This is a genomic window from Bradyrhizobium manausense (assembly GCF_018131105.1).
Classification (GTDB): domain Bacteria; phylum Pseudomonadota; class Alphaproteobacteria; order Rhizobiales; family Xanthobacteraceae; genus Bradyrhizobium; species Bradyrhizobium manausense_B.
On record NZ_JAFCJI010000001.1, the window covers coordinates 3645571 to 3670116 of the forward strand.

At 63.8% G+C, this 24546-nt stretch carries 21 protein-coding genes; 16 read left to right on the plus strand and 5 right to left on the minus strand.

The window, feature by feature from the left end; genetic code table 11:
• Window positions 1–114: 114 nt before the first annotated feature.
• Window positions 115–2184, plus strand: coding sequence for a prolyl oligopeptidase family serine peptidase (locus JQ631_RS17470; protein ID WP_212327919.1), 2070 nt, complete (start codon window positions 115–117; stop codon window positions 2182–2184).
• 12 nt (window positions 2185–2196) lie between these two features.
• On the opposite strand, the gene JQ631_RS17475 is transcribed toward JQ631_RS17470, so the two are convergent.
• Entirely contained in the window at window positions 2197–2871 is a 675-nt protein-coding gene (locus JQ631_RS17475; RefSeq protein ID WP_212327920.1) for a DUF938 domain-containing protein, read from the minus strand.
• Window positions 2872–3122: 251 nt separating this feature from the next.
• Between JQ631_RS17475 and soxX the strand changes: the two genes are divergently transcribed.
• The 11 genes from soxX to JQ631_RS17530 all read left to right on the plus strand — a co-directional run bounded on the left by soxX (window position 3123) and on the right by JQ631_RS17530 (window position 12407).
• On the plus strand, window positions 3123–3452 hold the full coding sequence (soxX, locus tag JQ631_RS17480; protein WP_212328635.1) for a sulfur oxidation c-type cytochrome SoxX: 330 nt from the start codon (window positions 3123–3125) through the stop codon (window positions 3450–3452).
• 22 nt (window positions 3453–3474) lie between these two features.
• Window positions 3475–3960 carry a thiosulfate oxidation carrier protein SoxY gene (soxY, locus tag JQ631_RS17485; protein ID WP_212327921.1) on the plus strand — a complete coding sequence of 162 codons (486 nt, stop codon included), beginning with the start codon at window positions 3475–3477 and terminating at the stop codon, window positions 3958–3960.
• Window positions 3961–3970: 10 nt separating this feature from the next.
• Window positions 3971–4282 (plus strand): thiosulfate oxidation carrier complex protein SoxZ, encoded by a 312-nt coding sequence (soxZ, locus tag JQ631_RS17490; RefSeq protein ID WP_212327922.1) that lies wholly within the window; start codon window positions 3971–3973, stop codon window positions 4280–4282.
• On the plus strand, window positions 4282–5145 hold the full coding sequence (gene soxA / locus JQ631_RS17495; RefSeq protein ID WP_212327923.1) for a sulfur oxidation c-type cytochrome SoxA: 864 nt from the start codon (window positions 4282–4284) through the stop codon (window positions 5143–5145). The genes soxZ and soxA overlap by 1 nt, the downstream gene beginning before the upstream one ends.
• Window positions 5142–5447: a hypothetical protein gene (locus tag JQ631_RS17500; protein WP_212327924.1), complete on the plus strand. Its 306-nt coding sequence runs from the start codon at window positions 5142–5144 to the stop codon at window positions 5445–5447. The genes soxA and JQ631_RS17500 overlap by 4 nt, the downstream gene beginning before the upstream one ends.
• A gap of 46 nt (window positions 5448–5493) precedes the next feature.
• On the plus strand, window positions 5494–7239 hold the full coding sequence (gene soxB, locus JQ631_RS17505) for a thiosulfohydrolase SoxB (protein WP_212327925.1): 1746 nt from the start codon (window positions 5494–5496) through the stop codon (window positions 7237–7239).
• Window positions 7240–7244: 5 nt separating this feature from the next.
• Window positions 7245–7700 carry a DsrE family protein gene (locus JQ631_RS17510; RefSeq protein WP_212327926.1) on the plus strand — a complete coding sequence of 152 codons (456 nt, stop codon included), beginning with the start codon at window positions 7245–7247 and terminating at the stop codon, window positions 7698–7700.
• A gap of 294 nt (window positions 7701–7994) precedes the next feature.
• Window positions 7995–9035, plus strand: a complete 1041-nt coding sequence (locus JQ631_RS17515; RefSeq protein ID WP_212327927.1) for an MBL fold metallo-hydrolase — start codon at window positions 7995–7997, stop codon at window positions 9033–9035.
• Window positions 9036–9124: 89 nt separating this feature from the next.
• On the plus strand, window positions 9125–9286 hold the full coding sequence (locus JQ631_RS17520; RefSeq protein ID WP_212327928.1) for a hypothetical protein: 162 nt from the start codon (window positions 9125–9127) through the stop codon (window positions 9284–9286).
• A gap of 121 nt (window positions 9287–9407) precedes the next feature.
• The gene (locus JQ631_RS17525; protein WP_212327929.1) at window positions 9408–10616 is read left to right on the plus strand and encodes an MFS transporter; all 1209 of its coding nucleotides are present in this window, start codon (window positions 9408–9410) and stop codon (window positions 10614–10616) included.
• Between the two features lie 75 nt (window positions 10617–10691).
• Window positions 10692–12407: an N-acyl-D-amino-acid deacylase family protein gene (locus JQ631_RS17530; RefSeq protein ID WP_212327930.1), complete on the plus strand. Its 1716-nt coding sequence runs from the start codon at window positions 10692–10694 to the stop codon at window positions 12405–12407.
• Window positions 12408–12492: 85 nt separating this feature from the next.
• Here the strand turns inward: JQ631_RS17530 and JQ631_RS17535 are convergent, their stop codons facing one another.
• Window positions 12493–13839 (minus strand): MFS transporter, encoded by a 1347-nt coding sequence (locus tag JQ631_RS17535; RefSeq protein ID WP_212328636.1) that lies wholly within the window; start codon window positions 13837–13839, stop codon window positions 12493–12495.
• A 144-nt stretch (window positions 13840–13983) separates the two neighbouring features.
• On the opposite strand from JQ631_RS17535, the gene JQ631_RS17540 reads away from it, so the two are divergent.
• Genes JQ631_RS17540 through JQ631_RS17555 form a run of 4 tightly spaced genes read left to right on the plus strand, consistent with a single transcriptional unit; the run spans window position 13984 to window position 18586 of the window.
• Window positions 13984–14637 carry an ABC transporter ATP-binding protein gene (locus JQ631_RS17540; RefSeq protein WP_212327931.1) on the plus strand — a complete coding sequence of 218 codons (654 nt, stop codon included), beginning with the start codon at window positions 13984–13986 and terminating at the stop codon, window positions 14635–14637.
• Window positions 14634–17096: an ABC transporter permease gene (locus tag JQ631_RS17545; protein ID WP_212327932.1), complete on the plus strand. Its 2463-nt coding sequence runs from the start codon at window positions 14634–14636 to the stop codon at window positions 17094–17096. The genes JQ631_RS17540 and JQ631_RS17545 overlap by 4 nt, the downstream gene beginning before the upstream one ends.
• A complete protein-coding gene (locus JQ631_RS17550) occupies window positions 17086–18168 on the plus strand; it encodes a lipocalin-like domain-containing protein (RefSeq protein ID WP_212327933.1) in 1083 nt (360 codons plus the stop codon). The genes JQ631_RS17545 and JQ631_RS17550 overlap by 11 nt, the downstream gene beginning before the upstream one ends.
• 28 nt (window positions 18169–18196) lie before the next feature.
• Window positions 18197–18586, plus strand: a complete 390-nt coding sequence (locus JQ631_RS17555) for an MAPEG family protein (protein ID WP_212327934.1) — start codon at window positions 18197–18199, stop codon at window positions 18584–18586.
• Window positions 18587–18678: 92 nt separating this feature from the next.
• Here JQ631_RS17555 and JQ631_RS17560 read toward each other — a convergent pair whose 3' ends face one another.
• From JQ631_RS17560 to JQ631_RS17570, 3 genes are all read right to left on the minus strand, one after another.
• A complete protein-coding gene (locus tag JQ631_RS17560) occupies window positions 18679–19869 on the minus strand; it encodes an ABC transporter substrate-binding protein (RefSeq protein ID WP_212327935.1) in 1191 nt (396 codons plus the stop codon).
• Between the two features lie 170 nt (window positions 19870–20039).
• Window positions 20040–23204 (minus strand): efflux RND transporter permease subunit, encoded by a 3165-nt coding sequence (locus JQ631_RS17565; RefSeq protein WP_212327936.1) that lies wholly within the window; start codon window positions 23202–23204, stop codon window positions 20040–20042.
• Entirely contained in the window at window positions 23201–24406 is a 1206-nt protein-coding gene (locus JQ631_RS17570; RefSeq protein ID WP_212327937.1) for an efflux RND transporter periplasmic adaptor subunit, read from the minus strand. The genes JQ631_RS17565 and JQ631_RS17570 overlap by 4 nt, the downstream gene beginning before the upstream one ends.
• Between the last annotated feature and the right edge of the window lie 140 nt (window positions 24407–24546).

The following is a 24546-nucleotide window of genomic DNA, read 5'->3' on the forward strand; positions in this document are numbered from 1 at the left end:
AAACGGGCGCAGGCCATGCCGCTGACGCAATCGGACCAATGATATCGGGCCACGCTCTTGACGGCTTGTGCGCGATCAAATCCTATCCGGCGCAATTTCCTGGGAGTTTCGTTCATGTCCGTCGATGACAGGCCTACGCCCAACGCTCCCGACGACGATCCCTGGCTGTGGCTGGAGGAGGTCGAAGGCGCCCGCGCGCTCGATTTCGTCGAGCGGCAGAATCGCCTGACGCTGGACCAATTCGGTGGAGCGGCGTTCGAGCGCGACCGCGATATCCTCGCGACGATCTTCGATCGTCCAGACAATATTCCCTATGCCAGCCGCAGCGGCGGCCTGCTCTACAACACCTGGAAGGATGCAGCCCATCCGCGCGGTCTGTGGCGGCGCACCATGCTGGATGAATTTCGAAAAGCCGACCCGAGTTGGGAGACCATCCTCGACGTCGACCAGCTCGCCGCCAGCGAGGGCGAGGATTGGCTGTTGCATTGGACGGCGTCGAGGTCCGGCTATTCGCGGATCATGCTGAGCCTGTCGCGCGGCGGCAGCGATGCCGTCGTGTTGCGGGAATTCGACGGAGAGACGAAAAGCTTCGTAAGCGACGGCTTCGTCCTGCCTGAGGCAAAGGGCAGCGTCGATTGGCTCGATCCGGATACGCTTGTCCTCTCCAGTGCCTATGGCGAAGGCATGGCGACGACGTCAGGATACGCCAGAACGATCCGGCTGTGGCGGCGTGGGCAACCAGTCGAGCAGGCGGAAGTGATCTTCGAAACCACCGCCGACAGGATGCGGGTCTATTGCGGGGTTGACGACAGCGGCGCGACGACGCGCGCCTGGATCATCGATCAGGTCGACTTCTTCAATTTCGCGATCTGGCTTCGCGACGCCGCCGGTACGCTCACCAAGCTTGACCTCCCGAGCGGCGTATGGATGCAGGCGCATCGCGACTGGTTCGCGATCAAGCTGCGACAAGACTGGACCGTTGCGGGTCGAACCTATGTGGCCGACAGCGTGCTCGGCATCTCGCTCTCGGCGTTCCTCGCGGGCGATCGCAACTTCGCTGTCGTGTTCGAGCCAGGCGCACGACGCGCGCTCCAGGGATTCTTCTGGTCCGATGGCAAGCTCCTGCTCTCCATCCTGGATGAGTTGCAGCCGGTGTTCGAGATATGCACGCCGTCTGCCACCGGCTGGAGCCGAGAGACGCTACGCGGTCTTCCACGGATCGGCGTGGTCGACGTCTGGCCCTTCGATCACCATCCATCCGAGAGCAATGGCGACCTGCTTGCCAATGTGCAGGACCCGCTGACCCCGTCGTCGCTGATGCTGATCGAGCGCGGAGTCGAAAGTCCTAATGTGCTCAAGCAGGCGCCGAAGACGTTCGATGCCGAGGGTCTCGTTGTGACGCAGCACGAGGCGATCTCGGTCGACGGCGAGCGGATTCCCTATGTGCAAGCCGGCCCTATCGGCGAGACCGGCGATGCACCGGTGTACATGACCGCCTATGGCGGCTTCGGACATTCGATCCGCCCGCTCTACAATTCATCGCTCGGCAAGCTGTGGATGGAGCGCGGCGGCACCGTTGTGCACGCGAACTTGCGCGGCGGCGGTGAGTTCGGCACGCGCTGGCACGATGCGGGACGGCTCGCCGGCAAGAAGCTGTCGCACGACGATTTCGCAGCGGTCGCAGCCGATCTCGTCCGCCGCGGCGTGACCAGGCCGAAACGCATCGCCGCGCAGGGCGGATCGAACGGCGGCATCCTCATCACCAACATGCTGGTGCGTTACCCCGAACGGTTCGGTGCGCTGTTCTGCACGATCCCGCTGATCGATATGCGTCGCTACACGAAGCTCCTCGCAGGCGCGAGCTGGATTGCCGAATATGGCGATCCCGACAAGCCCACTGAATGGGAGTGGCTCAAGACCTACTCCGCCTATCACAACGCAAAGCCCGGCCAGCCCTATCCGCCGATCCTGATCGCCACGACCCGGCGCGACGACCGCGTCCATCCCGGCCACGCACGCAAGATGGCCGCAAAGCTCCAGACGATGGGCTATGACGCCTGGTTCTACGAGCCAGCCGCCGGCGGCCACGGCTACGGCAAGGACAACAAGGAGCGCGCCGGCTTCCAGGTGCTCGGCTTCCGATTCCTGAAGGACAAGATCGGCTGGCGGGACGACGAGACCTGACGTCCTCGTGCCTTAGCCGCGCGCAAACACCAGCGTCAGATTATTCTTCGGCATGTCCATGGTGTCGATGAGGCGGAGGCCCGCCCCGCGTGCGAGTGTCTCGACGTCGCCGACGTCGCGCACACCCCACTCGGGATTGCCTTCGCGTAGCGACGTGTCGAACACGGCGTTGCTGAGCGCGGTGTGCTTGCCGTCGCGCTTGAACGGGCCGTAGAGGAACAGTTCGCCATCGGCGCGCAGATACCGGCCGGCGCCGGCGAACAGACCCTCGGCCACGGTCCAGGGCGCGATGTGAATGACATTGGCGCAGAACACGGCGGCAAGATCGTTCGGCCCCTGCCCGCTTTTCATCTCGGGACACCAGTCGGGATCGATGAGATCGATCCGCAAGGGGCTGCGGACGTTTTTCAGGCCCGAATGCACGCGCCAGGCCTCGATGCTCTTCACATGACGCTGGTTGAGGTCGCTCGGCCACCAGACCAGATCCGGCGTATGGCGGGCGAAATGGACCACGTGCTGGCCGGTTCCACTGCCGACCTCGACCACGTCGCCCGATCGCCCGGTGAGATGCCTTTCGAGTACAGCCCAGAGCGGCTCGTGATTGCGGTGGAAGGCCGGCGCATCGAGACGGCCATCGGGCTCGACCCGCCCGCCGTCCCGGCCAAATTCAACGACATATTCAGCCAATTCACGTCCCCGGAAAATGAGAAAGCAGACCAAAACGCGAGCAAGGGCCAAGCGCCCCCAAAACAGGGCCGGACAAAGCCGGCTTGATGAACGATCTATCTCTTCAGTTGCAATGCGGGAGATATTAACGCCATTTTGCGCCGTGCATAGTCTTGATTGTCAGGACATGTCCTTTGTGCTTTTGAACACTATCTTTTTTGGACAATGAGCCTCGGAACGACGCCTTGATCGCCTTTCCTCACAAGCCCGCTTTGCTCGTCGCGTTGGTCGTCCTCACGGGCCTCCCCGCTCACCCGGCATGGGCGCAGTCGCCCGTCGCCGACGGCCAGAAACTCGCTTTCGACCGCGGCAAGGGCAATTGCCTGACCTGCCACGTCATCAAGGGCGGCGATCTGCCCGGCACGATCGGACCGGAGCTGAAGGACCTCAAGGCCAAATACCCAGACCGTAACGAACTGGTCGCGATCCTGTTCGACGAGACCAAGCGCAACCCGCAGACCATGATGCCGCCATTCGGCCGCAACCGCATTCTGACGGAGCAGGAGATCAACGCGATCGTTGATTTCCTGCAGACGCTGTAACGGCGGGCCAGGGAGACTCTACATGACTACGCATACCGGCCCTCATCCGACGCGGCGCCTGATCCTTCAGGGCGCGGTCTCGGTCGCACTGATCGGCCTCGGCAATGTGCCGTTTGCGCCTGCGCGCGCCGCGGCCAACGACAAATATCCGGAAGAAGCGTTCAAGCTGAAGAACGAGGCTGACGCGATCAAGGCGCTCTACGGCAGGACCGCCGAACCTTCCGACAAGATCAAGCTCGATGCGCCCGAGATCGCCGAGAATGGCGGCGTGGTGCCGATGTCGGTGACGACGACGCTCGACAAGGTCAGTTCGATCTCGTTCTTCGTCGCCGAGAACCCGAACGCGCTCGCAGCAAGCTACAAGTTTCCCGAAGGCACCATCCCCGCTGTCGCCAACCGCCTGAAAATGGCCAAGACCAGCAACGTGACCGCGATCGTGGAAGCCGACGGCAAGCTCTACAGCGCGACCAAGGAAGTGAAGGTCACTGTCGGCGGCTGCGGCGGCTAGGAGAATAAAGATGGCATCCAGCATTCGCGTACGCGCAACATCCAACGGCGACCTCACCGAGGTGCAGACGCTGATCCAGCACCCCATGGATACCGGCCTGGTCAAGAATTCCAAGGGTGAACTGATCCCCGCGCACTATATCCAGGAACTGAAGTTCGCATGTAACGGCAAGGACGTCTTCGTCGCCAATTGGGGCACCGCGATCTCCAAGGACCCTTACGTCAAGTTCAGCTTCAAGGGCGCCAGGAAGGGCGACGATCTCAAGATATCCTGGACCGACAACAAGGGTGGCTCCGACGAGACCACCGCGAAGATCGCGTGATGAGGACCCGCACTTCTTTCCTGCTCGGCTCGCTGAGTGCCGCGCTCGTCGCGTTCGCGCTCACCTCTCCGCGCGTGGTCGCGGCCGACAAGGTCGATCCCGCTGCTGATGCCAAGGCGTTTCAGAATTTCTTCTTCCAGAAATTTCCGAACGTGAAGCACGAGGATTTCGTCAACGGTCCTTATTCCATGAACGACGACATGAAGCGGCAGTGGCAGGAGAAGGAAGAATTCCCGCCCTACGAATTTGCGCTCGACGCCGGCAAGGAAATGTTTTCAACCCCGTTCAAGAACGGCAAGACCTATGCCGACTGCTTCCCGAACGGCGGCATCGGCATTCGCCAGAACTATCCCTACTTCGACACCAAGGAAGGCAAGGTCGTCACGCTGGAGCTCGCGCTCAACCGCTGCCGCGAGGCCAATGGCGAGGCACCCTACTCCTACGTCAAGGACGAGATGGCTTCGCTTACGGCTTACATGGCCTTCACGTCGCGCGGCAAGGCGATGGACATCAAGATCCCGGATGATCCTCGCGCGCTCGAAGCGTTCGAAAACGGCAAGCGCTATTTCTACACCCGCCGCGGCCAGCTGAATTTCTCCTGCGCGAGCTGCCACGTGCAGAGCCCGGGCGAACGCATCCGTGCCGAGATTTTGGCGCCGGCGCTCGGAATTTTGAACGCAATGCCGATCTACCGCTCCGAGTGGAGCGGCATGGGCACGATCAGCCGCCGCTTCATGACGTGCAACAGCCAGACCCGCGCGGTTCCGCTGGAGCCGCAGGCGGATGAATATCGCGACGTTGAATATTTCCTCTCCTACGTCGCCAACGGCCTGCCGATATCGGGCCCGGGAGCGCGGCCATGAAGCGGTCACTTACCTTGGCCATGTTGCTGCTCTTGAGCTTCGCGCCCTCCGCGCGCGCAGCGAGCGAGGCAGACTACAAGGCGGCTTATGCCGCTGCGGAGGCTGCGTCCAAGGAGGCCGCCGGCATGCGCAACCAATGGACCACGACCGTCTCGACGCTGGCGGCCGCCAGGAAGGCTGGCGATGGCGGCGATTTCGACCGCGCCGTGGCCGCGTCCAAGGAAGCCGAAGCGCTGGCGAAGGCGTCGGTTGTCCAGGCCACATCCGAAAAAGAAGCCTGGAAGGCGATGGAAATCCGCTAAGCTGGCGCCCAGTGAAACTGCCGAGAATCGGCGCGGAGTATGTGTGATGGCGATCCGCCGCCGCGATTTTCTGAAGAGCTCAGCCGTTGCTGCCGCATCGCTTGCGCTGCCGCGGCTTGCGCGCGGTGCTGAGGCCGCCAGCATCTACGACATCGAGCGCTTCGGCAATGCCCGGATCCTCCACACGACCGACACGCATGCGCAGCTCAACCCGGTCTATTTCCGCGAACCCAGCGTCAATATCGGCATTGGCGAGATGGCGGGGCGGCCACCACACCTGGTCGGCCGCGCCTTCCTGGAGCGCTTCGGAATCCGACCCGACAGCGCCGATGCCTATGCCTTCACCTCCGTCGAATTCGAAAAGTCCGCCGGCCGTTTCGGTAAGCTCGGGGGCTTTGCCCATCTGAAGACCCTGATCGACCGCCTGCGCGGCGATGTCGGCGACAAGCATGCGATGCTGGTCGACGGCGGCGACCTCTGGCAGGGCACGGGCCTCGCCAATGTCATGCAGGGCCGCGACATGGTGGAGGTCTCCAATCTGCTCGGCATCGAAGCGATGACCGGGCATTGGGAATTTACCTATGGCGAGCAGACGCTGCGCGACAATCTCGAGCACTTCAAGGGTGAGTTCCTGGCGCAGAACGTCTTCCTGACCGAGGAGGCCGCCTTCAACGATGCCCCGGCCTTCGACAAGGCGACCGGGCGCGCGTTCAAACCGTCGATGATCAAGGAGCTCAGCGGCCATCGCGTCGCGATCATCGGCCAGGCCTTCCCTTACGTGCCGATCGCCCATCCCAAGCGGTTCACGCCGAACTGGACCTTTGGCATTCGCGAAGAAGAACTTCAGAAGCATGTCGACAGCTTGCGCGGCACCGACAAGGTCGATGCAGTCATCCTGCTCTCGCACAACGGCATGGATGTCGACATCAAGCTCGCAAGCCGCGTCACCGGCATCGACGTCATCCTCGGCGGCCACACCCATGATGCCGTGCCGCAGCCTATCCCGGTGAAGAACGCCAGCGGTACGACGCTCGTCACCAACGCCGGCTCCAACGGGAAGTTTTTGGCCGTGCTCGATCTCGCGCTCGACAAGGGCAAGGTCAGCGATGTCAGGTACCATCTGCTGCCGGTCTATTCCGAACTACTGAAGCCCGATCCCGCGATGGCGGAGCTGATCGGAAAGCTGCGCGCGCCGCATGTCACCGACTGGTCGGAAAAGATCGCAACGCCCGATCGCCTGCTCTATCGCCGCGACAATTTCGCCGGCCCGATCGACGAGGTGATTTGCGCCGCGCTGCGCACCGAGCTCGATGCCGAGATCGCGTTGTCGCCGGGCTTCCGTTGGGGTGTCACCGCGTTGTCCGGCCAGCCGATCACCATGGAAGACGTACTTGCGGAAACCGCGATTACCTATCCAGAGACTTATGTGCAGGAGATGACCGGCGCACAGATCAAGGACGTACTGGAAGACATCTGCGACAATCTCTTCAATGCCGATCCCTATTATCAGCAGGGCGGCGACATGGTGCGCGCGGGCGGCCTCAGCTACGCCTGTAGCCCCGCTAACGCGATCGGCAGCCGTATCTCGGAGCTCAGGCTCGCCAACGGCAAGGCGCTCAGCGCCGTCAGACACTACAAGGTTGCGGGCTGGGCATCGGTCAACAACCAGCAGGGCGCGCCGGTATGGGACGTCGTCGGCAAATATCTGCACTCGGGCCGGATGTTTCAGGAGCGCCTCGGCAACGGCGTCACGCTGAAGGGCGTCGACGGCAATCCGGGCATTGCGGGATAGAGACGATGCGGTCGCAAATTTTCCGCGCAATGATGCTTGCGCTCTTCGCCCTGGCGGCGGCTCCGCCCGCTCGAGCGCAGCAGGTGCCGCTTCAGGACAAGCCGTTCGCCGAGCACAAGGTCGTGCTCCAGCTCTCCGATGGAGACGCGAAGAAGCAGGCGATGGTGCTGAGCGTCGCCAGCAACCTCCTGAAGGCCTACGACCCCGACAAGATCGCAGTCGAGGTGGTCGCTTTCGGCCCCGGCATTGATCTGCTGCTGTCAGGCAGCGAGCGCCGCAAGCAGGTCGAAAGCCTGATTGCACAGGGCGTGCGCTTCGACATCTGCCTCAACACGGTCGATACGATCGAGCGGGAGACGGGCAAGCGGCCAGATTTCATCCCGGCGGCGACGCCGGTGCAGGTGGGCGTCGGGCAGATCCTGTTTCTGGCAGAAAATGGATACACAGTGGTGCGGCCGTAGGCCGGCTGCACACTTCGCGGCCGTCCGAACAGCGTTTGGTGACACGTTACCTCTGCATACTTGCTGTCATTCTCCGTGAAAGGGGGAATCCAGTAGGCCGCGGCCGCTCCGTACCTCCTCGCTGTCTCTGGAATACTGGATCGCCCGCTTTCGCGGGCGATGACGGCGGTGGGCGGGGAGATCATTCCGCGCAATAAAAACCTTCTAAAATCACTTCCCCGTGCAGTGAATTACTTCTCTTTCTACCCGCCCGCGTAGTAGAATTCGCGAGATCAGTCCACGCCGGATCTTGCCATGATTTTCCGCCAGCTCTTCGACAGCGTATCGGGCACCTACAGCTATGTCCTCGCCAGCCGCCCCGGCGGTGAGGCGCTGATCCTCGATCCTGTGCTGGAAAAGGTCGACCGTTACTGCCAGTTGCTGCGAGAGCTCGACCTCAAGCTGGTCAAGGCCGTCGATACCCATCTGCATGCCGACCACGTCACCGGCCTCGGCGAGCTGCGTGACCGCACCCATTGCATGACCGTGATGGGCGACCAGACCAAGGCCGACGTGGTGGCGATGCGGGTTGCCGACGGCGACAAGGTGACGATCGAAGGCCTTTCGCTCGATGTGATGTACACGCCGGGCCACACCGACGATTCCTATTCCTATCTTATGGGTGACCGCGTCTTCACCGGCGACACGCTGCTGATCCGCGGCACCGGCCGCACCGACTTTCAGAACGGATCTTCGCGCGCACAGTACGAATCGATCTTCAACCGGCTGCTCAAGCTGCCCGATGAGACGATGGTCTTCCCCGCGCATGACTACAAGGGCGATACCGTCTCCACCATCGGCGAAGAGAAGCGCTACAATCCGCGGCTCCAGGTGCGCTCGGTCGACGAATATATCGAGCTGATGGCGAACCTGAAGCTGCCCAATCCGAAGATGATGGACGTTGCGGTACCCGCCAACATGCGGGTCGGCCTGCATCAGGAGGAACTGGAAAAAGAAGGCCGCGCGCTCAGCGCCGTCGAGGCGATCCGCTCGCTCCACCGGCCCGATATCCTGCTGGTCGATCTTCGCGAAGGCAATGAGCGGATGAAGCACGGCATGCTCGAGGGCGCGCTCCATACGCCATATCCGAGCGTCGAAGAAAGCCTCAAGCCGGGCGGCATGCTGCGCGAGGTCGCGGCCGCGACAGGGCGCCGCGTCGTGTTCTTCTGCGCCTTCGGCGAACGCTCGGCGATGGCTGTCGCCGCCGCCAAGGAAGCCGGCCTTGCCAGCACCGCCCACATCGCCGGCGGTATTGATGCCTGGAAGAAGGCAGGCGGGCCGGTGGTGCACGGCTGACGACATCAGCGCAGGCCCTTGAGATAGGTCAGGAACCGCATAGATTTTATGGTTAGAAGCGGATGACGCATCACCATCCGGGACCCGCCATGGCCAAATCAGCCAAGCCGAGCGAAGCGCCGAAGACGAAGACCGCGGCCGACAAGGCCAGAAAGCCGTCGCCTCCGCGCGACACCGACGACGATTACGAAGACGGCGATATCGCCACCCCGAAGCGCGATCGTTACGGGAATGATGACGAGCCGTTGTGAGGGGTGATGCCTCCCACCTCACGCCCCTACCCGCACTACCAGCCATGCGCCTGCGTTCATGGACAAATAACCTGACAGCCCGATACTTTGCGCCTCCCTTAAGACGCAAAATGGAACTGCAATGGTCGACGTTCTCGCCGCACCGCAACAAGGCAAGGCGGATAGCGCGCTGCGCACGCTGACCGGGATTTCGATCGCGCATTGGGTCAGCCATTTTCATCTGCTGGTTCTGCCGATGCTGTTTCCGTTCCTGAAGAACCAGCTTGGCGTCGGCTATGTCGAGCTCGGCTTCGCACTGACCGTCTCTGCGGTCGTCTCCGGTCTGACGCAGGCACCGACCGGCTATCTCGTCGACCATTTTGGCGCGCGCAAGATCTTGCTTGGCGGCTTGACGCTCGGAGGGCTCGCGCTGATCATGCTCGGCCTGCATCTGAGCTACGCCTCGCTGATCGCCTGCGGCGTGCTGCTCGGGCTCGCCAACAGCGTCTATCATCCCGCCGACTACGCCATCCTCACCGAGCATATGGACGAGGCGCGGATGGGCCGTGCCTTCTCGGTCCACACCTTTGCCGGCTATTTTGGTGGCGCCGTTGCGCCCGCGATCGTGGCGGCACTCATCGCCGTCTCCGGCGGGACGGGTGCGATTATCGCTTCGGGCGCGATCGGCGTGCTGGTGGCGCTGTTGCTGGTCGCCATGAACATTCCCGATGCCGGCGCGCACAAGGCCAAGCCGGGCGCGGCGAATGTGCCGAAGCAGGCCGTCATCACGCCGGCGCTGATCACGCTGACGGCGCTGTTCATGCTGCTGAGCCTGTCGGTCGCCGGCATCAACAATTTCGGTGTGGTCGCGCTCATGAGCGGCTATGGCGCGACCTATTCCATCGCCAATGTCGCACTAACCGCATTCCTCGGCTCCAGCGCAGTGGGCGTGCTCGCGGGCGGCTTCCTCGCCGACCATACCGAGCGCCATGGTTATGTCGCGGCCGCCTGCTTCGCCGCCAATGCCGCGATCGTGCTGCTGATCGCACTGGTCACGCTGCCGGGCTGGGCTCTGACCGCCACGATGGCAACCGCAGGCTTCCTCTCAGGCGTCATTGCACCGTCGCGGGACATGCTGGTGCGCAATGCGGCGCCTCCCGGTGCGGCGGGCCGCGCCTTCGGCATCGTCTCCACCGGCTTCAATCTCGGGGGCATCGTCAGCCCGCTGCTGTTCGGTTGGATCATGGACCAGAGCGCGCCGCACTGGGTGTTCGGCGCCTCGGTGATCTTCATGGTCGCCACGGTCGTACTGTCGCCGTTCACGGAACGGAAGCCGCAAGCCAGGGCGTAGCCAGGAATTCATTGCCGTCGCGGCGAAGGCCGGGACGACAAGAACAGCAACAAAACAAAAAGCGGGAAGAAACGCATGAGCATCCCTGATCTCGTGATCCGCGGCGGCACTGTCGCGGACGGCCACGGCGGCGAGTTGTTTGAAGCCGACGTCGCCATCACCGGCGGCAAGATCAGCGAGGTCGGCAAGGTCTCAGCCACGGGTGCCGAAGAGATCGATGCGCGCGGAAAACTCGTGACGCCGGGCTTCGTCGACGTGCACACCCACTACGACGGGCAAGTGACCTGGAGCCAGGACATCACCCCATCGTCGCAAAACGGCGTCACCACCGCGATCATGGGCAATTGCGGCGTCGGGTTCGCGCCGTGCAAACCGGCCGATCACACCCGCCTGATCCAGCTGATGGAAGGCGTCGAGGATATTCCCGAGCCCGTGCTGAGCGCCGGCATTCCCTGGGCCTGGGAGAGCTTCCCTGACTATATGGACTGGCTGTCGAAGCGCGATTTCGACATCGATGTCGGCGCGCAGCTGCCGCACGCAGCGCTGCGGGTCTATGTCATGGGCGAGCGTGGCGCGCGGCGTGATCCCTCGACGGCGGAAGACAATGCAGCCATGGCGAAGCTCGCCGGCGAAGCCGTGCGCTCCGGCGCGCTCGGATTCTCGACCTCGCGCACACTCAACCACCGCACCTCGACCGGCGATTTCACACCGACCTTGAAGGCGGGCGAAGACGAGCTCACCGCCATCGCCGGCGCGATGCACAGCCAGGGCCGCAGCGTGCTGCAATTCGTGCTCGATCTCTCCACCATCCACGAAGATCTGCCAATGATGCTGCGGGTGGCGGACCAGACAAAGTGTCCGATCTCGTTCTCGATCACTCAGAACGACAAATCGCCCAACCGCTGGCGCCAGACGCTCGATGAGATCAACGCCGCAGCCAAGCGCGGCCTCTCCATCACCGCGCAGATCGCCGCGCGACCCGTCGGCCTGCTGCTCGGGCTCGAGCTTTCGCGCAACCCGTTCCAGACCCATCCGAGCTACAAGACGATCGCGCATCTGCCGCTGAAGGAGCGGCTGACGCGGCTGCATCAGAGCGATGTGCGCGAGGCGATCCTGAGGGAGACGGCGACGTCGACCGACGATCCGCTGTTCTTCCGTCCGAATTACGACAAGATGTTCCTGCTTGGCGATCCCCCTGATTACGAGCAGCCGCCGGAGAACGCGCTGGGCCCGCAGGCACGCAAGCAGGGCCGCCAGCCGGAGGAACTCGCTTACGATGCGATGCTGTCGGACGAGGGCCGCGGCATGCTCTACGTGCCGTTCCTGAATTATGCCGACGGCAATCTCGACGCGACGCGTGAGATGCTGATCGACCCGCAGTCGGTGCCCGGCCTCTCCGACGGTGGCGCGCATTGCGGCATCATCTGCGATGCGACCTTCCCGACCTATCTGCTGACGCACTGGACGCGTGACCGCACGCGCGGCGAGAAGCTGACGATCCCGTTCGTGGTCGCGGCACAGTCGCGCAAGACCGCGCTGTCGGTGGGGCTGACCGATCGCGGCTTGATCGCGCCGGGCTACAAGGCCGACGTCAACGTCATCGATTACGACCGGCTGCATCTGCATCCGCCAAAAGTGCATTACGATTTGCCGGTCGGTGGTCGCAGGCTGTTGCAGGATGTCGACGGCTATGACGCCACGATCGTGTCGGGCGTGGTGACGCGCCGGCACGGCAAGGCGACGGGACGCCGGCCGGGGAAGTTGATCCGGGGCGCGCAGGGGGTGAATTAACGGAGGTTGGGACTGAGGATTCTCGATTGTCGTCCCGGCCTTCGCCGGGACGACAATCGCGTTGTGGTTGGCTTTAAGCCAATCCTTACGTCGGCGACACCGCGCGCTTCAGCGGCGCGGCCTGCGCGGCAGCACCACGCGTCAGCCTGGCCTTTTCCGTGTTCGGCCAGAGCAGCAGCAGGCCGATGACGCCGGAGCCGATCATCACCAGCGCGTTGATGGTGAAGCCGGTCATGTAGCCGTTGAGCATGCTGCCGGCGCGCTGGATCACGGTGCCCATCACCATCGGCGCGATGATGCCCGAAAGCGTGTAGAGCGCGCCGTAGATCGCGATGATGGCGCCGCGCTGCGAAGCCGGCGTGAATTCGCCGAGCATCGGCGGGCAAACGACATAGATTGCGCCGCAGAGGCCGGAGCCGATCACGAGCAGCGCGATCTGGAGACCGGCGCCCGAGACGTGCGGCATCGTCGCCAGGATGAGGCCGCCGAGGATCAGCGGTACCGAGCCGAGCACCCCGCGCGAGATGCGCGTGGTGTAACCGCGCGCCATCATGACCTGCGAGATCCAGCCGGTCAGGATGACGATGGTCGCGCCGAACACCCAGGGCAGGATCGAGATGAAGCCGGCCTGCTGCTGCGAGAAGCCGAGACCCGTGATGATGAACGCGGTGAACCAGGTCAGCCCGAGCGAGAGCGCCCAGTAGGCGCCGAAGGTCGCGATCACGCAGCCGAGGAAGGTGCGCGAAGTCAGCAGATGGACGTAGGGAATTTTCGGCTCATTGGCAGCGAGCGCCTTCGTATCCTCGAGCGGACCTTCCTTGCCGAGCGCGAGCCAGGCACAGACCCAGATCAGGCCGGTCACGCCGAGCGCGCCGAAGGCGTAGTGCCAGGAATGATTGACGATGACCCAGTTCAGCGCCGGCACGGCGAGGATGACGCCGAAGGCCGATCCCTGCGACAGGATCGCGGTCGGCAGCGTGCGCTTCTCGTCCGGAAACCATTTGTAGATCGCATGCGCAGCAACCGAAAAGGCCGGACCTTCGCCCGCACCGAGCACGATGCGGCAGATCAAGAGCGTGGTGAAGGAGACGGTGCCGACCATCGGAAACTGCGCCAGCGCCCAGACCACCGCCAAGGCCAGCAGCACATAGCGCGTCGCCACCTTGTTGACGATGAAGCCGACCACGATGGCCGAGATCGAGAACAGGAAGAAGAACGAGGAGCCGAGCAGGCCGAATTGCGCTGGCTCGAGCTTCAGATCGGTCATGATCGGCACGCCGGCGAGACCGACGACGATCTTGTCCGCGAAGTTCACCACCATGAAGAGAAACAGGAGAAAAGTGACGGCCCAGGCACCTTTCGGCGTTTCTCTTGTCCCTTGGGATACCCCCGCCGTCGTGCCCGCCACATTGGGCGTTCCCTGAGCGCTCATCATTCTCCCCGCATGTCTTTTTGTCGGCACTTTTGATCTGGCCGTCTCGGGAGCTAACAACGGCTTGAACGGCAACGCAACCCCGGCATTTCCACGGTAAGTGTGCTACGCAGCATTGAGTTAATTCCGTCCGGCGCATTGATCTTGCTGAGCATCCGAAACCTCTCCAAAACCTTCACCTCGGCCGGCGAGCCGGTCCATGTGCTGCGCGGCGTCGATCTCGACCTCAAGGCCGGGGAGCGCGTCGCGCTGACAGGCGAGTCGGGCAGCGGCAAAAGCACGCTGCTGCACCTGATCGCCGGGCTCGATGCCGCCGATAGCGGCATGATCCGGCTGGAAGACACCGAGGTCACAGCACTCGCTGATGCCGGCCGCGCCGAGTTGCGGCGTGACCGGATCGGCCTTGTGTTTCAGCAGTTCAACCTGATCCCGAGCCTGTCGGTCGCCGACAACCTCGCCTTCCAGGCCCGGATCGCCGGCCGGCACGATGCAGTCTGGACCAGGGAGTTGGTCGAGCGGCTCGGGCTCGGCGGCCTGCTCAAGCGTTATCCGGAGCAATTGTCAGGTGGCCAGCAGCAGCGGGTCGCGATCGGGCGGGCGCTGGCGACCAAGCCATCGCTGCTGCTCGCGGACGAGCCGACCGGCAATCTCGACGAAGCTACTGCCGACGACGTGCTCGCGTTGACGCGCGACCTCGTCGCGCGCACCGGCTGCGGCTTCCTGATGGTGACTCACAGCCTGCATCTGGCCGGCACACTTGATCGCCGCATCGTCCTCCATGCGGGGCGGATCGCATGAGGCGCGCGCTGTGGGTGCTGGCGGTACTGCTCAGCCATTGGCTACGGCACAGGATGCAGTTCGCGACACTTCTGATCGGGCTGATCGCGGCGACCGCGCTGTGGAGCGGGGTGCAGGCGATCAACCAGCAGGCCCGCACGGCCTATGACCGCGCGGCAGCGACTTTTGGAGGCGTCCGCACACCGACATTGGTAGCGCCCAATGCGGCGACGTTCTCGCAGGATCTGTTCATAAAACTCCGCCGCGCGGGCTGGCCGGTCTCGCCGGTGCTGGAAGGCCGGGTGCAGATCAATGGACGCTCGATGCGGCTGCTCGGTATCGAGCCAGTGACGCTGCCAGCCGATGTCGGCAACGCACCGCGCCTCGGGGCTGCGGACTTGAGCAGCTTCGTCACGCCGCCCGGCCAGGCGTTGGTGGCGCGCGAAACGCTGAGCGATCTGCATGAACCAGAAGGTGTGACGCCATCGATCAGCAGCGGTGCAACGCTGCCGCCGCTGCATGTGCTGCCACAGCTCGTCCCTGATGTGCTGGTGGTCGATATCGGCGTCGCGCAGCGACTCCTCAACAAGCCGGATCAGCTGTCGCGCCTGCTGATCAGCAAGGCCAAGGGCAAGCCCGCGCTGCTGCAAAGCGTCGTCGGCGACCAGTTGCAACGGGTCGAGCCGACCGCCGAGACCGAGCTGGAACGGCTCACCGACAGCTTCCATCTCAACCTCACCGCTTTCGGCCTGCTGTCGTTCTTCGTCGGCCTGTTCATCGTCAACTCGGCCGTCGGCCTTGCCTTCGAGCAGCGGCTGCCGATGCTGCGCACCTTGCGCGCCTGTGGCGCCTCGGCGCGGCTGGTCAACAGCGTGCTGGTGCTCGAGCTGGTGGCGCTGGCACTGATTGCCGGCCTGATCGGGCTCGCCTGCGGCTATTTCATTGCGGCCGCACTGTTGCCAGACGTCGCGGCGTCGCTGCGCGGGCTTTATGGCGCGCAGATTCCGGGGCAGCTCACGCTGCAACCCGAGTGGTGGCTCGCCGGGATCGGCATCAGCGTTGCCGGTGCGATTGTGGCGGCGGCGACCAGTCTGATCAAGGCGATCAGGATGCCGGTGCTGGCGACCGCGCAGCCGCGGGCCTGGCAGCAGCGGCAGCGCCGCTGGCTCGTCCTGCAAAGTGGGGCCGCCTGCATCGTGTTCGCCGTCGCGCTTCTGTTGCTCCAATATGGGCAATCGCTGATCGCGGGTTTCGGCGTGCTGGCGGCCCTGATGCTTGGCGCGGCCCTGATCCTGCCGGCCTTCCTGGAGATGCTTCTTCTCGTCGGCCAGCGTCTTGCACGCGGGCCGCTGGCGTTGTGGTTCTGGGCGGACAGCCGGCAGCAGCTCTCCGGATTGTCGCTGGCGCTGATGGCGCTGTTGCTGGCACTTGCCGTCAATGTCGGTGTGTCCACCATGGTGGAAACGTTCAGTCGCACGTTCGTCGGCTGGCTCGATGGACGGCTCGCCGCCGACGTTTATATCAGCGCGGCCGACAACGCACAGGCGATCGCGATCCGCAACTGGTTGAAAGACCGCAGCGAAGTACAGGCGATCCTGTCGGGCGGACGCGCGGAGACACAAGTGCAGGGTCAGCCGGTAGAATTGTTCGGCCTGCCCGATCATGCGCTCTATCGCGAGCGCTGGCCGCTGCTGGAGGCCGCGCCGCGCGCATGGACGCAACTGGTGCCAGGCAATGCCGCCTTCATCAGCGAGCAGCTCAGCCGCCGCCTCAACGTCCGCGTCGGCGACGTCATCGAGGTGCCGGCGCCGGGCGGAACCTGGGAGCTCGACATCGTCGGCATCTATGCCGATTACGGCAATCCCAAGGGGCAGCTTGCAGTGAATGTCGCGGCGCTGATCCGGCAGTTTCCGCAGACACCACAGACGCGCATCGGGCTTATTGTTCCTCGGGACAAGATTTCCGGCCTGATCGCGGCGCTGCAGAGGCAGTTTGCGCTCGACGATCGCAGCGTGGCCGACCAGGCGACGGTGAAGGCGGAATCGATCCGCATCTTCAACCGCACCTTTGCGGTGACCTCGGCTCTGAACGCCTTCACTCTCGGTGTCGCCGGCATTGCGCTGCTGACCAGCCTGCTGACGCTGGCGAACTCGCGCCTGCCGCAGCTCGCGCCACTCTGGGCGATCGGCGTCACGCGCCCCCGCCTCGCCGCGATCGAACTGACCAAGACGCTGTCGGTTGCGCTGTTCACGTCGTTGCTGGCGGTGCCGCTCGGCCTGCTGGTGGCGTGGTGCCTGATCGCGATCGTGAACGTGAAGGCGTTCGGCTGGCGGCTTCCCTTCCACGTATTTCCGCTGCAGCTCGTCGAGCTGGTTGCGGTCGCCTTGATCGCCTCGTTGTTCGCCGCGTTGCTGCCGGTCTTGCGACTTGCGCGGATGCAGCCGGCGAGCCTCGTCAAGGTGTTTGCCAATGAACGTTGACAAACTCTCGCGCCGCGCCTTTGCCGGCGGCATCGTTGCGCTCGCGGCCGCCCGCCGCGCCAGCGCGCAAGGCTATGCCGGGCTCGGCGAGACGGCCAACGGCTTTGCGAAGGTCGTGCCCGGAAAAGTGTTTGCCTTTCCTGGGGATCACGGACCGCATCCGGAGTTTCGTATCGAGTGGTGGTATCTCACGGCCAACCTCGTCGACAGCGATGGTGCGGCTTGCGGGCTGCAATGGACCCTGTTCCGCCAGGCGACGCGGCCGGGGCCGCAGGCCGAAGGCTGGGCCAATCAACAGATCTGGATGGCGCATGCCGCAGTGACGCGCGCCGACGCCCACCGTTTCAACGAGCTGTTTTCGCGCGGTGGTATCGGGCAGGCGAGCGTCGAGGCAAAGCCGTTCGCGGCGTGGATCGACGATTGGGAGATGAAAGGGACCGAACGCACCGATAATCGCACTCTGGCGCCGGCAACGCTGAAGGCATCTGGCACGGATTTCAGCTACGCGCTCACGCTTGAAGCGGATCGCGCCGTGGTCTTGCAGGGTGACCACGGCTACAGCCGCAAGTCCGAACGCGGGCAAGCATCATACTATTACAGCCAGCCGTTCTACCGCGCGCGCGGCACGCTCACCATCGACGACAAGCCGGTCGATGTCTCCGGTCAGGCCTGGATGGATCGCGAATGGAGCAGCCAACCGCTCGACACCGACCAGACCGGCTGGGACTGGTTGTCACTGCATCTCGCATCCGGCGACAAGCTGATGCTGTACCGGCTGCGCCAGAAGGACGGCAAGGATTATCCATTCGGAAACTGGATCAACGCCAACGGCCACACGGAGATGATTGCGGGCAGCGACATCCAGATGACTCCGAAAGCGACAGCCGAGGTCGCCGGCCGCAAGCTGCCGGTGGAGTGGCAGATCGCGATCCCCCCGCGTTCGTTCTCGATCACCTGCAAGCCGCTCAATGCCAAGGCGTGGATGGGGACCGGCTTCTCCTATTGGGAAGGGCCGATCAGCTTCATCGGCACGCACGATGGCGTTGGCTATCTCGAGCTGACCGGCTATTGAAGCGCGATCTGTTTGAGAGGATTTCGCGATGTACCATTTCACCGCGTTCGTCACGCTGCTGGCAATCGCGTTTTATCTGTTCGTCACTGTCAATGTCTCGCGGGCGCGAGCGAGGACCGGCATCAAGGTGCCGGCGACGTCGGGCCATCCGGATTTCGAGCGCGCCTTCCGTATCCAGGCGAATACGCTGGAATGGATGCCAATTGTCCTGCCGTCGCTCTGGCTGTTCGCGGTCTATATCAGCGACGCCGTTGCCGCCGCCATCGGCGCGGTCTGGGTCATCGGCCGGATCGTTTACTTCATGGGTTACTCGAAAGCTGCAGCCAAGCGTGGCCCGGGCTTTGCAATCCAGGCGTTCGCCGCCATTGCCTTGTGGGTGGGGGCGTTAGGGGCGGTGCTGTTGCGGCTGGCGAAGTGAGGCACGAGGAGCGGCCACACATTCCGCGGTCGTCCCGGCGCGGGCCGGGACGACACTGAGAGTGCGGCGCGAGTACTGGTGTTACTCACTAGCTACTTCGTCAGCGGGCAGCCGCTTTCCTTGGCGGTAAAGAAGGCCTGGTCGCCGGGAACCACGGCGAGCTGCTTGTAATAATCCCACGGCTTCTTCGATTCCGAGGGCTTCTTGACTTCGAACAGGTACATGTCGTGGACCATGCGGCCGTTCTCGAGCACCTTGCCCTTGGCGAAGGCATCGTCGACCGGCAGTTCCTTCAGCTTCTTGGCGACCGCCTCGGTATCCTTGGTCCCGGCGGCTTTCACCGCCTTCAGATAGCTCAGCGTTGCCGAATATGTGCCGGCGTGAATCATGCTCGGCATTCTGCCGGTGCGCTTGAAGAAGCGCTCGGAGAAGGCGCGCGTGGTGTCGTTCTGATCCCAATAGAAGCCTTCGGTGAGGACCAGGCCTTGCGCTGCCTGGAGGCCGAGGCCATTGACCTCGGCGAGCGTCATCAGGAGGCCGGCGAGCTTCTGGCCGCCCGAGACGATGCCGAACTCGGCCGCCTGCTTGATCGAGTTTGTAGTGTCCTGGCCGGCATTCGCGAGGCCGACGATCTTCGCCTTCGAACTCTGCGCCTGCAGCAGGAAGGAGGAGAAGTCCGAGGAATTGAGGGGCACGCGAACGGAGCCCACCACCTTGCCGCCATTATGGGTGACGATCTCGCTGGTGTCCTTTTCCAGCGCGTAACCGAAGGCATAGTCCGCGGTGAGGAAGAACCAGCTGTCGCCGCCCGCCTTGGTCAACGCACCGCCGGTACCGACCGCGAGCGCATGGGTGTCGAACGCCCAGTGGAAACCGTAGGGCGAGCATGCGGAACCGGTAATGCTCGAGGTGGCCGCGCCGACCACGATGTCGATCTTCTTCTTTTCCTTCGACAGGTCCTGCACGGCGAGCGCCACCGAAGACGTCGTCAGCTCCGTGATCATGTCGACATTGTCAGCGTCATACCAGCGCCGCGCGATGGAAGTGGCGAGATCAGGCTTGTTCTGGTGATCGGCCGTGACCATCTCGATCTTCTGGCCGAGCACCTCGCCGCCAAAATCCTCGATCGCCATCTTGGCCGCTTCAACGGAGTACTTGCCGCCGTAATCGGCGTAGACACCGGACTGATCGTTGAGAATGCCGATCTTGACGCCTTGGGCGGAAGCCGGCGCGGCCAGCAGCAAAGCCGACGTTGCGACAGCGGCCAAAAGTGCTGATTTCATCTGTTATCTCCCAGCATTGTTCTGTTCTGAAATCGCGCGGATACTAGTGGAGAACCCCGGCCGTGCCCATCCATTTCGTCATGGAGATGGTGCGGCATTCTCCGCCGTTGGCCCGGCCTCACCGGGACGCTACTGTAATTGGGGATACGCCGATGGCCCCGGAGGCAGCCTTAAGCCGCCACCTCCGGCTTCTTCTCGTTCCGCCCTTCGGCCAGGTTTCGCACCACCACATAGAAGATCGGCGTGAACAGCAGGCCGAACAGCGTGACGCCGATCATGCCGAAGAAGACGGCGACGCCGACGGCCTGGCGCATTTCGGAGCCCGAGCCGGACGAGATCACCAGCGGCAGAACGCCCAGAATGAAGGCGAAGGACGTCATCAGGATCGGCCGCAAGCGCAGCCGGCAGGCGTCGATCACGGCCTCGAGCCGCGGCTTGCCCTCCTTCTCGATGTCGCGCGCGAACTCGACGATCAGGATGGCGTTTTTCGCCGCCAATCCCACCAGCACGACGAAGCCGATCTGGGTGAGGATGTTGACGTCCTGGCCCATGATACGCACGCCGATGGTGGCAGCGAGCAGGCACATCGGCACGATCAGGATCACCGCGAACGGCAGCGTCCAGCTGCCATACTGCGCGGCGAGCACGAGATAGACGAACAGCACGCAGATCGGGAACACATAGAGGCCGGCATTGCCGCCAGTGATCTGCTGATAAGACAGGTCCGTCCATTCAAAGGTGAAGCCGCTCGGAAGCGTGTCATCGGCGAGCTTCTTGATGGCCTTGAGCGCGGTGGTCGAGCTCGTGCCCGGCGCGGGTTCACCCTGGAGCTCGGACGCCGCATAGAGATTGTAGCGCGCGACCCGGTCAGGACCCGAGACATCCCTGAAGTCGACCACGCTGCCGAGCATCACCATGTCGCCGGAGGCGTTGCGCGTGCGCAGCCGCGCGAGATCGCTCGGTTCCTTCCGGAACGGAAAATCAGCCTGCGCGGTGACGTGATAGGTACGGCCGAACAGGTTGAAGTCGTTGACATAGGTCGATCCGAAATAGGTCTGGATCGTGTCATTGATGTTGGCGATGGGCACACCGAGCTTCTGCGCCTTGGTGCGGTCGATGTCGACGAACAGCTGCGGCGTGCTGGCCGAGAACGGCGAGAACACGGTGGGGCCGAGGAGCGCGGGCGATTTACGTGCGGCAGCGACGAGCTCGTCGGTCGCTGACGCCAGCAGCTCCGGCCCGCGACCCTGCCGGTCCTGGATGCGGATCGCAAAGCCGCCGCCGGTGCCGATGCCGGGCACGGCCGGCGGCGGAATGACGATGATGAAGGCGCCCTGGATCGCGGCGAGGCGCTTGCGCAGCTCGGCCGTGATGGCATTCGCGGTCAGCCCTTTCTTGATGCGCGCCTCTGGCTCATCGAACACCGGGAATAGCGCAGCTGCATTGCCCGCCTGTGTACGCGTAGCGCCGGAGAAGCCGGCAAAGGCGGCAACGCGGATGATGCCCGGCGTATCCAGCGCAATCCGCTCGATCTCGCGCACGATTTCAGTCGTCCGCGCCAGCGATGCCGCACCCGGCAATTGCACTGACACGATGACATAGCCGCGGTCTTGCGCGGGGATGAATCCCTGCGACGTCGTCCCGATCAGCCAGCCCGCGCTGCCGATCAGCACGACATAGATCAGGATCATCACCACTGAATGCCGGATCAGGAAATTGGCGAGGCCGGCATAGCCGTGCGCCAGACGGTCAAACACGCGGTTGAAGGCTCCGGTGAAGCCATTCCAGCCGCGCGCGAGAATATTCCAGTGCGCCGGTGGTCGCTTCTCCGCATGTGGCACCAGGAGCTGTGAGGCCAGCGCCGGCGACAGCGTCAGCGAGCAGAAGCAGGAGATCGCGGTCGCGACCGCAATGGTGACGGCGAATTGCTGGAAGAACTGCCCGGAGATTCCGCCGAGGAACGCCGTCGGCACGAACACCGCGCACAGCACCAGCGCAATCGAGACCAAGGCGCCGCCGACCTCCTCCATGGTCTTCAGCGCAGCGTCGCGCCGGCTCAGGCCATGCTCGAGATGCCGCTCGACATTCTCGACCACGACGATGGCGTCATCGACAACGATGCCAACGGCAAGCACGAGCCCGAACAGAGTGAGATTGTTGATGGAAAAGCCGAGCGCCGCCATCACCGCGAAGGTGCCGACCAGCGACACCGGAATCGCGATGATCGGGATGATCGCCGGACGCCAGCCCTGCAGGAACACCAGCACGACGACGACCACGAGCAGCATGGCCTCGTAGATGGTCTTGATCAGCTCGTGGACGGATTGCGCGATGAACTCGGTCGGGTTGTAGCCGATGTTGTAGTCGAGCCCTTTCGGGAAGCTCTCCTTAAGCCTCGCCATGGTGTCGGAGATGTGCTTCGCCGTCGCGAGCGCATTCGACCCCGGCCGCTGCGTCACCAGCATGGCGACCGCCGATTTGCGCAACAGGAAGCTGTTGGTCGAGTAGGCCAACGCACCGAGCTCGATGCGGGCAACGTCGCGCAGGCGCACCGTGCGGCCGTCGGAGCCGGCCTTGATCAGGATATCCTCGAACTGCTTCTGGTCTTTCAACCGTCCGGTGAAGACGAGGTTGGGCTGGAAGGCGCGGTCGGCGATGGGCGGCTCGGCGATCTGGCCACCCGCGATCTGCACGTTCTGGGCGCGGATCGCCGCAAGCACCTCGGTCGAGGTCAGGCCAAGATTGGCGATGCGGTCAGGATCGAGCCACAACCGCATCGAATAGTCGCGTGCGCCGAAGATCTGGATGTCGCCGACGCCGTCGATGCGCAGCAGCTGATCACGCACCTGGAGCAGTGCGTAGTTGGAGATATAGAGTTGGTCGAAGGTGTCGTCCGGCGACAGCATGAACACGACCATCAGGATGTCGGGCGAGTTCTTGCGGGTGACGACGCCGTTCCGCTGCACCTCGTCCGGCAGCTGCGGTTGCGCGATCGCGACGCGGTTCTGCACCAGCACCTGCGCCTTGTCGAGATCCGTGCCCAGTTTGAAGGTCACGGTGATGGTGAGCTGGCCGTTCGAGGTCGCCTGGCTGTAGAGATACAACATGTCCTCGACGCCGTTGATCTGCTGCTCGATCGGAGCGGCGACGGTGTCGGACACGGTTTGCGCCGAGGCGCCGGGATATTGCGTGGTGACGACGACGGTCGGCGGCACCACTTGCGGATATTCGGAGATCGGCAGCGTCGAATAAGCGAGTGCACCGACGATCAGGAGCACGATCGACAGCACCATCGCCAGAATGGGCTGGTTGATGGAGAGACGGCCAAGATTCATGATTTGCCACCGGCCGGCGCTTGAGCGGTCTTCGGCGCGACCTTGGCGCCGACGCGGGCGCGTTGGATGCCGTTGACGATGACGCGGTCCTCCGCCGTCAGCCCTTCGCGGATCACGCGCAGTCCGTCATCGAGTGGTCCGAGCACCACGGGGCGCGCTTCCACGGTGTCATCGGACTTCACCACAAAGACGATCTTGCGCGACTGGTCGGTCGCGACTGCGGCATCCGGAATCAAGAGCGCCTCATAGGGTGCGCTGCCAATCAGGCGGACGCGGCCGAACTGACCGGGCAGGATCGAGAGATCGGTGTTCTTGACCACGGCACGGCTGCGCAGCGTGCCCGTGGAGACATCGAGGCGGTTGTCGAGGAAGTTGATGGCGCCGTCATGCGACGGCTTGGTCTCGCCGGCGAGCGTCACCTGTACGGGATTCGCTGTGTCGCGCGAACTCGGCCGCTTACCTTCAAACCAGAGTTTGCTGTATTTGATGAAGGTCGTCTCATCCATGTCGAAATAGATGTAGATCGGGTCCATCGTCACGATCGAGGTCAGCAAGGTCGACGAGCCATTGTCGCTGCCCTGCACGAGATTGCCGGGACTGACGAGATGGCGGCCGACGCGGCCGGTGAGCGGCGCGGTGACGTGGGTGAACTCAATGTTGAGCCGGGCGGCCTTCAGCGCTCCCTCGGCCTGGGTCTCGGCGGCATGCGCGGCCTGCAGGGCCTGGCGGCGCTGGTCGACAACTTGCTCGGAGACGGCGCTGGTCTGCACCAGGTTCAGGCCGCGATCGAGCTCGCGCTTGGCAAGCTCGACTTTGGCGCGGGCGTCGGAGAGCTGGCCGTCCGCCTGCTCGGCAACGGCCTCGAACGGGCGCGGGTCGATGACGTAGAGCAGATCGCCCTGATGCACGATGGCGCCGTCCTGGAACTCGACCGAGTTGACGAACCCACCGACGCGGGGGCGCACCTGCACCTCCTCGACCGCCTCGAAGCGGCCGGTGTACTCGTCCCAATCGGTGACGGTGCGCTTGACCGGCTGGGCAACAGTCACCGGCGGAGGCGGCGGCGCGGCCGCTTGCGACGTCGGCTGCCCACAGCCGCTGAGCGCGAATGCCGCCGCGAGAAGGCCGGCCATGACGTAGGGCCGGGGCCGAACGAAATCGTGCGTTTTGACAAATTGCTCGCTTCCGTCTGGTCCGCTCATCCCAGGTCCTCGCATGAAAGCCGCGGAATATGCAGGGTACTCGCCGACCCGCGGGCGCCACAAGATGGGTGGCGATAATGAAATCTTCAAGACTACGCCGTGCGCAATGCTCCGGAGAATGCCCTGGCCGGATGACGGGT

Bases quoted from the DNA above. Each gene is read 5' to 3' on its own strand.
- JQ631_RS17470 (WP_212327919.1), top strand. From the start codon at position 115: ATGTCCGTCGATGACAGGCCTACGCCCAACGCTCCCGACGACGATCCC.
- soxY (WP_212327921.1), top strand. From the start codon at position 3,475: ATGACTACGCATACCGGCCCTCATCCGACGCGGCGCCTGATCCTTCAG.
- soxZ (WP_212327922.1), top strand. From the start codon at position 3,971: ATGGCATCCAGCATTCGCGTACGCGCAACATCCAACGGCGACCTCACC.
- soxA (WP_212327923.1), top strand. From the start codon at position 4,282: ATGAGGACCCGCACTTCTTTCCTGCTCGGCTCGCTGAGTGCCGCGCTC.
- JQ631_RS17500 (WP_212327924.1), top strand. From the start codon at position 5,142: ATGAAGCGGTCACTTACCTTGGCCATGTTGCTGCTCTTGAGCTTCGCG.
- soxB (WP_212327925.1), top strand. From the start codon at position 5,494: ATGGCGATCCGCCGCCGCGATTTTCTGAAGAGCTCAGCCGTTGCTGCC.
- JQ631_RS17510 (WP_212327926.1), top strand. From the start codon at position 7,245: ATGCGGTCGCAAATTTTCCGCGCAATGATGCTTGCGCTCTTCGCCCTG.
- JQ631_RS17515 (WP_212327927.1), top strand. From the start codon at position 7,995: ATGATTTTCCGCCAGCTCTTCGACAGCGTATCGGGCACCTACAGCTAT.
- JQ631_RS17520 (WP_212327928.1), top strand. From the start codon at position 9,125: ATGGCCAAATCAGCCAAGCCGAGCGAAGCGCCGAAGACGAAGACCGCG.
- JQ631_RS17525 (WP_212327929.1), top strand. From the start codon at position 9,408: ATGGTCGACGTTCTCGCCGCACCGCAACAAGGCAAGGCGGATAGCGCG.
- JQ631_RS17530 (WP_212327930.1), top strand. From the start codon at position 10,692: ATGAGCATCCCTGATCTCGTGATCCGCGGCGGCACTGTCGCGGACGGC.
- JQ631_RS17535 (WP_212328636.1), bottom strand. From the start codon at position 13,839: ATGAGCGCTCAGGGAACGCCCAATGTGGCGGGCACGACGGCGGGGGTA.
- JQ631_RS17545 (WP_212327932.1), top strand. From the start codon at position 14,634: ATGAGGCGCGCGCTGTGGGTGCTGGCGGTACTGCTCAGCCATTGGCTA.
- JQ631_RS17550 (WP_212327933.1), top strand. From the start codon at position 17,086: ATGAACGTTGACAAACTCTCGCGCCGCGCCTTTGCCGGCGGCATCGTT.
- JQ631_RS17555 (WP_212327934.1), top strand. From the start codon at position 18,197: ATGTACCATTTCACCGCGTTCGTCACGCTGCTGGCAATCGCGTTTTAT.
- JQ631_RS17560 (WP_212327935.1), bottom strand. From the start codon at position 19,869: ATGAAATCAGCACTTTTGGCCGCTGTCGCAACGTCGGCTTTGCTGCTG.
- JQ631_RS17565 (WP_212327936.1), bottom strand. From the start codon at position 23,204: ATGAATCTTGGCCGTCTCTCCATCAACCAGCCCATTCTGGCGATGGTG.
- JQ631_RS17570 (WP_212327937.1), bottom strand. From the start codon at position 24,406: ATGAGCGGACCAGACGGAAGCGAGCAATTTGTCAAAACGCACGATTTC.